The organism is Blautia intestinihominis (assembly GCF_040096655.1).
In the GTDB taxonomy this organism is placed as follows: Bacteria; Bacillota; Clostridia; order Lachnospirales; family Lachnospiraceae; genus Blautia_A; species Blautia_A intestinihominis.
Genome location: NZ_JBBMEI010000026.1, coordinates 42,784 through 49,826, shown reverse-complemented (window position 1 = coordinate 49,826; position 7,043 = coordinate 42,784). Strand labels below are relative to the sequence as shown.

At 47.0% G+C, this 7,043-nt stretch carries 7 protein-coding genes; all 7 read left to right on the top strand.

The window, feature by feature from the left end; genetic code table 11:
* A partial coding sequence (locus tag WMO75_RS09760; RefSeq protein ID WP_349077962.1) for a DHHA1 domain-containing protein occupies nt 1-972 on the top strand: 972 nt, incomplete at its 5' end.
* A gap of 160 nt (nt 973-1,132) precedes the next feature.
* Nucleotides 1,133-1,309, top strand: a complete 177-nt coding sequence (rpsU, locus tag WMO75_RS09755; protein WP_004222305.1) for a 30S ribosomal protein S21 — start codon at nt 1,133-1,135, stop codon at nt 1,307-1,309.
* Between the two features lie 103 nt (nt 1,310-1,412).
* Nucleotides 1,413-2,975 carry a cardiolipin synthase gene (gene cls / locus WMO75_RS09750; protein ID WP_173906535.1) on the top strand — a complete coding sequence of 521 codons (1,563 nt, stop codon included), beginning with the start codon at nt 1,413-1,415 and terminating at the stop codon, nt 2,973-2,975.
* Nucleotides 2,976-3,102: 127 nt separating this feature from the next.
* The gene (locus WMO75_RS09745) at nt 3,103-4,317 is read left to right on the top strand and encodes a D-alanyl-D-alanine carboxypeptidase family protein (RefSeq protein ID WP_022213765.1); all 1,215 of its coding nucleotides are present in this window, start codon (nt 3,103-3,105) and stop codon (nt 4,315-4,317) included.
* A gap of 51 nt (nt 4,318-4,368) precedes the next feature.
* On the top strand, nt 4,369-5,397 hold the full coding sequence (locus WMO75_RS09740; RefSeq protein WP_291579682.1) for a molybdopterin-binding protein: 1,029 nt from the start codon (nt 4,369-4,371) through the stop codon (nt 5,395-5,397).
* An 18-nt stretch (nt 5,398-5,415) separates the two neighbouring features.
* The gene (locus WMO75_RS09735; protein WP_302700754.1) at nt 5,416-6,276 is read left to right on the top strand and encodes a metallophosphoesterase; all 861 of its coding nucleotides are present in this window, start codon (nt 5,416-5,418) and stop codon (nt 6,274-6,276) included.
* Nucleotides 6,254-7,039, top strand: a complete 786-nt coding sequence (locus tag WMO75_RS09730) for a segregation and condensation protein A (protein WP_227222415.1) — start codon at nt 6,254-6,256, stop codon at nt 7,037-7,039. The genes WMO75_RS09735 and WMO75_RS09730 overlap by 23 nt, the downstream gene beginning before the upstream one ends.
* Nucleotides 7,040-7,043 lie beyond the last annotated feature (4 nt).

Here is a 7,043-nt window from a genome sequence, read left to right as displayed (position 1 = left end):
CAGGCCCGCCGTGATACGGAGAAGAACCACAGTGCAACACATCTTCTTCAGAAAGCACTCAAGACTGTCCTTGGTTCTCACGTAGAACAGAAAGGTTCCCTGGTAACTCCGGACAGACTTCGTTTTGACTTTGCACACTTCCAGGCAATGACACCGGAAGAGATCGCAGAGACAGAAGCTCTCGTAAACAAAGAGATCCAGGCAGCTCTTCCTGTAGAGACAAATGTCATGGACATCGAAGAAGCCAAGAAATCCGGCGCAATGGCTCTGTTCGGCGAGAAATACGACCAGAAGGTACGTGTCGTATCCATGGGCGACTTCTCCAAAGAACTCTGCGGTGGTACACACGTTAAGAACACAAGCTCCATCATGCTCTTCAAGATCGTATCCGAGGCTGGTATCGCAGCAGGTGTACGTCGTATCGAGGCACTGACAGGAAACGGTGTTATTGAATATTATAAGAAACAGGAAGCTATGCTCCACGAGGCTGCCAAAGCACTCAAGGCACAGCCGGCAGAAGTTGCTGAGAAGATCACACATCTCCAGGCAGAGGTCAAATCTCTCCAGAGCGAGAACGAATCCCTCAAGAGCAAACTGGCTCAGGGATCTCTTGGTGATATCATGAACCAGATCGTAGATGTCAAGGGTGTGAAACTCCTTGCAGCTAAGGTTGAGGGCGTTGACATGAACGGACTCCGTGATCTGGGTGATCAGCTCAAAGAGAAGATCGGAGAGGGCGTTGTTGTCCTTGCAGCTGTAAACGGCGGCAAAGTAAATCTCCTTGCCATGGCTACAGATGCAGCTCAGAAAGCAGGAGCACATGCAGGAAACCTCATCAAAGGTGTCGCAGCGATCGTAGGCGGTGGCGGCGGCGGTCGTCCGAACATGGCTCAGGCCGGCGGAAAGAATCCGGAAAAGGCGGACGAAGCAGTTAAAGCAGCAGCAGGAATCCTGGAACAGCAGATCCACTAAAAAGTGCATTTTTTGTCAAAAATAATTTTTTTCTAAATTTAGCCAAAAGATGTTGACGAATGTTATCACTATGTTATATAATAACAGTCGTGCAAGAAAAATACCCAGACAGTTGTATTTTAGCACAATCTACAACTGGAGGGAGGTTAGGTGTGAGTCTATGTCAAACGTTATCGTAAAAGAAAACGAGACTTTAGATAGCGCTCTTCGCAGATTCAAGAGAAGCTGTGCAAAAGCAGGTATCCAGCAGGAAATCCGCAAGAGAGAGCATTACGAGAAACCAAGCGTTCGTCGTAAGAAAAAATCTGAAGCCGCAAGAAAACGTAAATATAATTAATTGTGCGCAAAAAATCCCTGACGACAAGTCCGTCAGGGGTTTTTAAGATTTAAAATTGATACTTATTTAACGAGACAGAGGAAAGGGCAACGGGGAAGAGTTTATGGGTCGTATTATGCAGTTTCTTAAGAGAATTTTAAAACTTCTGTTCAACAGGATCTTTTATGTTGCGCTTGCCCTTTTGATCCAGATGGGCTGGCTTTTGATCACCGCATGGAGGCTAGCAGCTTACTCGAAATATATTTCCAATGCGATCGGGATCATCAGTGTTCTGATCGTGCTCTGGATCGTAAACAAAAAGATCAATCCATCCTACAAACTGGGATGGACGATCCTGATCATGACGGTTCCTGTATTTGGTGTTCTCCTGTATGTGCTTTTTGGTAAATCCAGGATCGCGCAGGCGATCCAGGACAAATACACACAGGTTCAGGAAGAAAGCCTTCCTTATATGGAGCAGGATGAGCAGACGTTTCAAGAACTGGAAGAACAGAGCGCGGGAGCGGCGGTGCAGTCCAGATATATCCATCAGTATTCCAGTTTCCCTGTCCATGGGAATACAACGGCAGAATATTTCCAGGTCGGAGATGACATGTTCCCGGTCCTGGTACGTGAGTTGGAACAGGCGCAGCATTATATCTATATTGAGTATTTTATCATCAATGACGGTGTGATGTGGCGGACGATCCTCGATATTCTGGAACGCAAGGCGAAAGAGGGCGTGGATGTCCGGCTGATCTATGACGGATTTGGCTGCCTTACCACGCTTCCGAACAGATACGACAAAGTTCTCAGGGAAAAGAGCATCAAATGTACCATTTTCAACCCGTTTCGGCCGCTTCTGAATATCGTTCAGAATAACCGCGACCACCGCAAGATCTGCGTGATCGACGGTAAGACAGGATTTACCGGGGGAATCAACCTCGCGGACGAATATATCAACCAGAAAGAACGCTTCGGTCACTGGAAGGATACCGCAGTCATGCTCAAGGGCGAGGCTGTCTGGAATATGACGGTGATGTTCCTGCATATGTGGAGTGTGGTCAATAACTCTGCAGAGCCGATGGAGCATGAACTCCATATGCCGCACAAATATCATCCGGAGGCATTTGAGGATGACGGTTTCGTGCAGCCATACAGTGATACGCCGCTGGACGGGGAAGTCCTCGGTGAGAACGTTTACCTGAACATCATCAACCGTGCAAAGAAATATGTCTATATCTGTACGCCATATCTGATCATCGACAATGAGATGATGACAGCCCTCTGTCTGGCTGCCAAGAGCGGTGTCGATGTCCGGATCATGACACCGGGTGTCCCGGACAAGAAGATGGTCTTTCTGCTGACACAGTCTTATTATGAGCAGCTTCTGGAGGCAGGAGTGCGGATCTATGAGTACCAGCCGGGATTCCTTCATGCGAAATCTTTTGTCTGTGATGATGAGATCGCGGTTGTCGGAACGATCAATCTGGACTACCGCAGCCTGTATCTTCATTTTGAAAACGGCGTCTGGTTCTACAAGAACAAAGTAGTCGGGGATATTCTGGAGGATTTCAGAGAAACCCTGAATTATTGTGATCCGATCAATATTGAATTCTGCCGTGACAGAAACATCCTGGTGCGCGGATTCCAGAGCATCCTGAGGCTTTTTGCCCCGCTGTTATAAAAATGATACGAAAGGGAATACGACGGTTTTTCGAGAGGGGAACTGCCGCATTCCTTTTTTGTATGCAATGGTATAATTTCGCAGGAAAGTTTTTACAATAGTAAGGAAAAGGATTTTGAGGTATTGTATGAAATTCCCTGGAAAAATAAGAAAAACGGCGGCATGTTTTTTATTATTCTGTATTGTACTTGCCTGCATTCCCGTACATGCAGAAGAAAATGAGGCGGTGGAGATCTCGGCACCAAGTGGTGTCCTGATGGAGCCGGAGACAAAAACGATTCTTTATGAGAAAGACAAAGACACCAGAAGGAGTCCTGCGAGTGTCACAAAAGTCATGACGCTCCTGTTGATCTTCGATCACCTGAAAGACGGAAGCCTGAAACTTACCGATACTGTGACGACAAGCGCACATGCGAAATCCATGGGCGGTTCGCAGGTTTTTCTGGAAGAAGGCGAGACGCAGGATGTGGAGACGATGATCAAGTGTATCGTCGTTGCATCGGGAAATGATGCCAGTGTTGCGATGGCAGAACATATCGCAGGAAGTGAGGAAGCTTTTGTAAAAGAGATGAATGCCAGGGCAGAAGGGCTTGGGATGGAAAATACGCATTTTGTCGACTGCTGTGGACTGACGGATTCGGATGAACATTATACGACAGCATATGACATTGCCCTGATGAGCCGGGAGCTGATCCTGAATTATCCGGAGATCTTTCAGTATTCTTCGATCTGGATGGAAAATATCACTCACGTTACCAGACAGGGAAGCAAAGAATTCGGACTCACCAACACGAATCGACTGATCCGTACGTATTCCGGCTGTATCGGACTCAAAACGGGAAGTACCAGCAAAGCGGGATTCTGCCTGAGCGCGGTGGCAGAGAGGAATGAACTTATGCTGATCTCTGTCGTCATGGCAGCACCGGATTATAAGGCAAGGCTCAAAGATGCCGCCTCTCTTCTGGATTATGGATTTGCCAGGTGCTGTCGCTATATCGACAACAAACCGGCAGAACTTCCAGAGCTTTCTGTAAAGAAAGGAAAAGAAGAAACGGTCTCGCTTTCCTACGATGGCACTTTCCGTTATCTGGATACCGAAGGACACAGTATTTCCGATGTAAAAAAAGAAATAAGTCTTCCCGAAAAGACCGAAGCACCGATAAAAAAAGGCGCGAAAGCAGGAGAAGTGATCTATACCGCAGGTGATAAAGAACTTGGACGCCTTACGATCCTTTATGCGGAAGACATTGAACGTGCGGGATATCTCGACTGCCTTCGCAAAACAGCTGGTTATTTATGGCTAACCGCCGGGCAGGAATCTTTTGACAAAGATACACTGTGAGAGGTATAATAATATCCAAATGGTCAAAGCAAAAACTAGGAGAAGAAAACAATGAAAGAAATCAGAACACAAGATGCAGTGGGACATATCCTGTGCCACGACATCACACAGATCATCAAAGATCAGAAAAAGGGAGTTTTATTCAAAAAAGGACATATCGTAAGGGAAGAAGACATACCTGCACTTCTTTCTGTAGGAAAAGAGCATCTTTTCGTGTGGGAGAAAAAGGAGGGGATCCTTCACGAAAACGAGGCAGCAGAGACCCTTTACAAGATTTCCGCAGGAGAGCATATGCATGGAAGTGACATCAAGGAAGGCAAGATCGAGCTGATCGCGGACTGCGACGGTGTGCTCAAGATCCGAAGAGATGCACTTCTTAAGGTAAACTCTCTGGGTGAGATGATGATCGCATCCAGACACGGCGATTTCCCGATCAGAAAGGGCGACAAGATCGCAGGAACCCGTATCATCCCGCTTGTGATCGAGAAGAAAAAAATGGACCGCGCCGAGGAAGTGGCAGGAGAGGAGCCGATCTTTTCCATTCTTCCTTTCAAAAATAAGAAGGCGGGGATCGTGACCACCGGAAGCGAAGTAAAGAACGGACTGATCAAGGATACTTTTACACCGGTCCTTAAAGATAAACTGGAGGAATATGCCTGTCCTGTCATGGGGCAGACCACACCGGGTGATGACCGAAAACAGATCACAGCCGACATTCTGAACTTTATCAAAGAAGGCGCAGACCTTGTGATCTGCAGCGGCGGGATGAGCGTGGACCCGGATGACCGCACACCTGGCGCGATCAAGGATACAGGGGCAGATATCGTCACATACGGAGCTCCGGTGCTTCCGGGAGCCATGCTGCTTCTCGCCTATTATAAGGACGGAGAGCGGACAGTGCCGATCCTCGGACTTCCGGGATGTGTCATGTACGCCAAGAGAACAGTCTTTGACTTGATCCTTCCGCGTGTCATGGCAGATGATCCGATCCGTGCTGAGGAGATCGCAGCCTACGGAGAGGGCGGACTCTGCCTGAACTGTGCATCCTGCACCTTCCCGAACTGCGGTTTTGGTAAATAAAAAATATTGGGGAATTACATGAAAAAAACATTCAGAACCAGAACATATGAGATTCACACAGATAAACTGAAAAACGGACATAAAGTAAGATTTGCATTTCTGACAGATCTTCATGGCCTTATCTATGGCAATAATCATCAGGAATTATATGACGCTGTTCTGAAACATGATCCGGCGGCAGTTCTTGTCGCCGGAGATATGATCGTCAACCGAAAGACTGAGACGCTTCAGGCGGCAGCAGTGCTTCTGAGCCGTCTGAGTGAGAAGATACCGGTTTTTTATACGCTTGGGAACCATGAGTATAAGATGCTTCTGAATCCTGAAGTACGGCAGGAGTACTTGAATTATGAACGGCTGCTCACTAGTGCAGGTGTGTGCTTTCTGCATAATGAGCGCATATCTTCGAATTTTTGTGGAACTGATTTTATCTTTCACGGACTGGAACTTCCAATCGAATATTATCACAAACCGAATTCTCCAAAACTCAGTCTCACAGAGCTGGAAGAACTTCTCGGGACACCGTTCATGTCGGGGATACATATTCTTCTGGCACATAACCCTAAATATGGAAATACGTATCTTTCCTGGGGTGCGGACCTTGTTTTGTCCGGACATTATCATGGGGGAATCCTGCGCTTTGGCGAGAATCACGGGCTGACCTGCCCGCAGTATCTCCTTTTTCCGCCGTATTGCTGCGGCAGATTCCAAAGCGGCAAAAGCACGATGCTTGTCAGTGCAGGGCTTGGAGAGCATACGATACCGATCCGTCTCCACAATCCGAGGGAGCTTCTGGTGATCGAATTCTGTCCGTCTGCCCATAAGGAAGACTCTCACAAAACAGGAAGGAAAACAGCAAATGGCAATATCGGTAAAAATTAACGTCTTTGAAGGACCTCTTGACCTTCTTCTCCATCTGATCGAAAAAAACAAGATCGATATCTATGATATTCCGATCGTGGAGATCACAGATCAGTACATGGAATATATTCACTCCATGGAAAAAGAAGACTTAGGCGTCATGAGCGAATTTCTTGTCATGGCGGCGACACTTCTCGACATCAAGTGTAAAATGCTTCTCCCGAAAGAAGTGAACGAAGAGGGTGAGGAAGAGGATCCGCGAGAAGAACTTGTCCAGAAACTTCTGGAATATAAGATGTATAAATATATGTCCTATGAACTAAAAGACAGGATGGACGGGGCTGTCGGAGTTTTTTATAAGGGAGCTACTGTTCCGGACGAGGTAATGAAGTACAGGGAGCCGGTCGACCCGAGGGAACTTCTTGCGGGACTTACCCTTGAGAAACTGCACAGCATTTATCAGTCGATCCTTAAGAAACAGGAGGACAAGATCGACCCGATCCGAAGCAGATTTGGAACGATCGAGAAAGAAGAAGTCAGTCTTTCCGAAAAAATGCTCGAAATGAAGGAATATGCAGGAAACCACAGGAAATTCAGTTTCCATCAGCTGCTTGTCGGGCAGAAGTCAAGAGTGCAGCTTATCGTGACTTTTCTTTCTATTCTGGAACTGATGAAGATGGGATATATTCACGTGGAGCAGGACGAGCTGTTCGATGATATTCAGGTGGATGTTGTCAGGGACCCTGTAGAATGGACACATTTGACAGAATTTGCAGACGAATAAATAC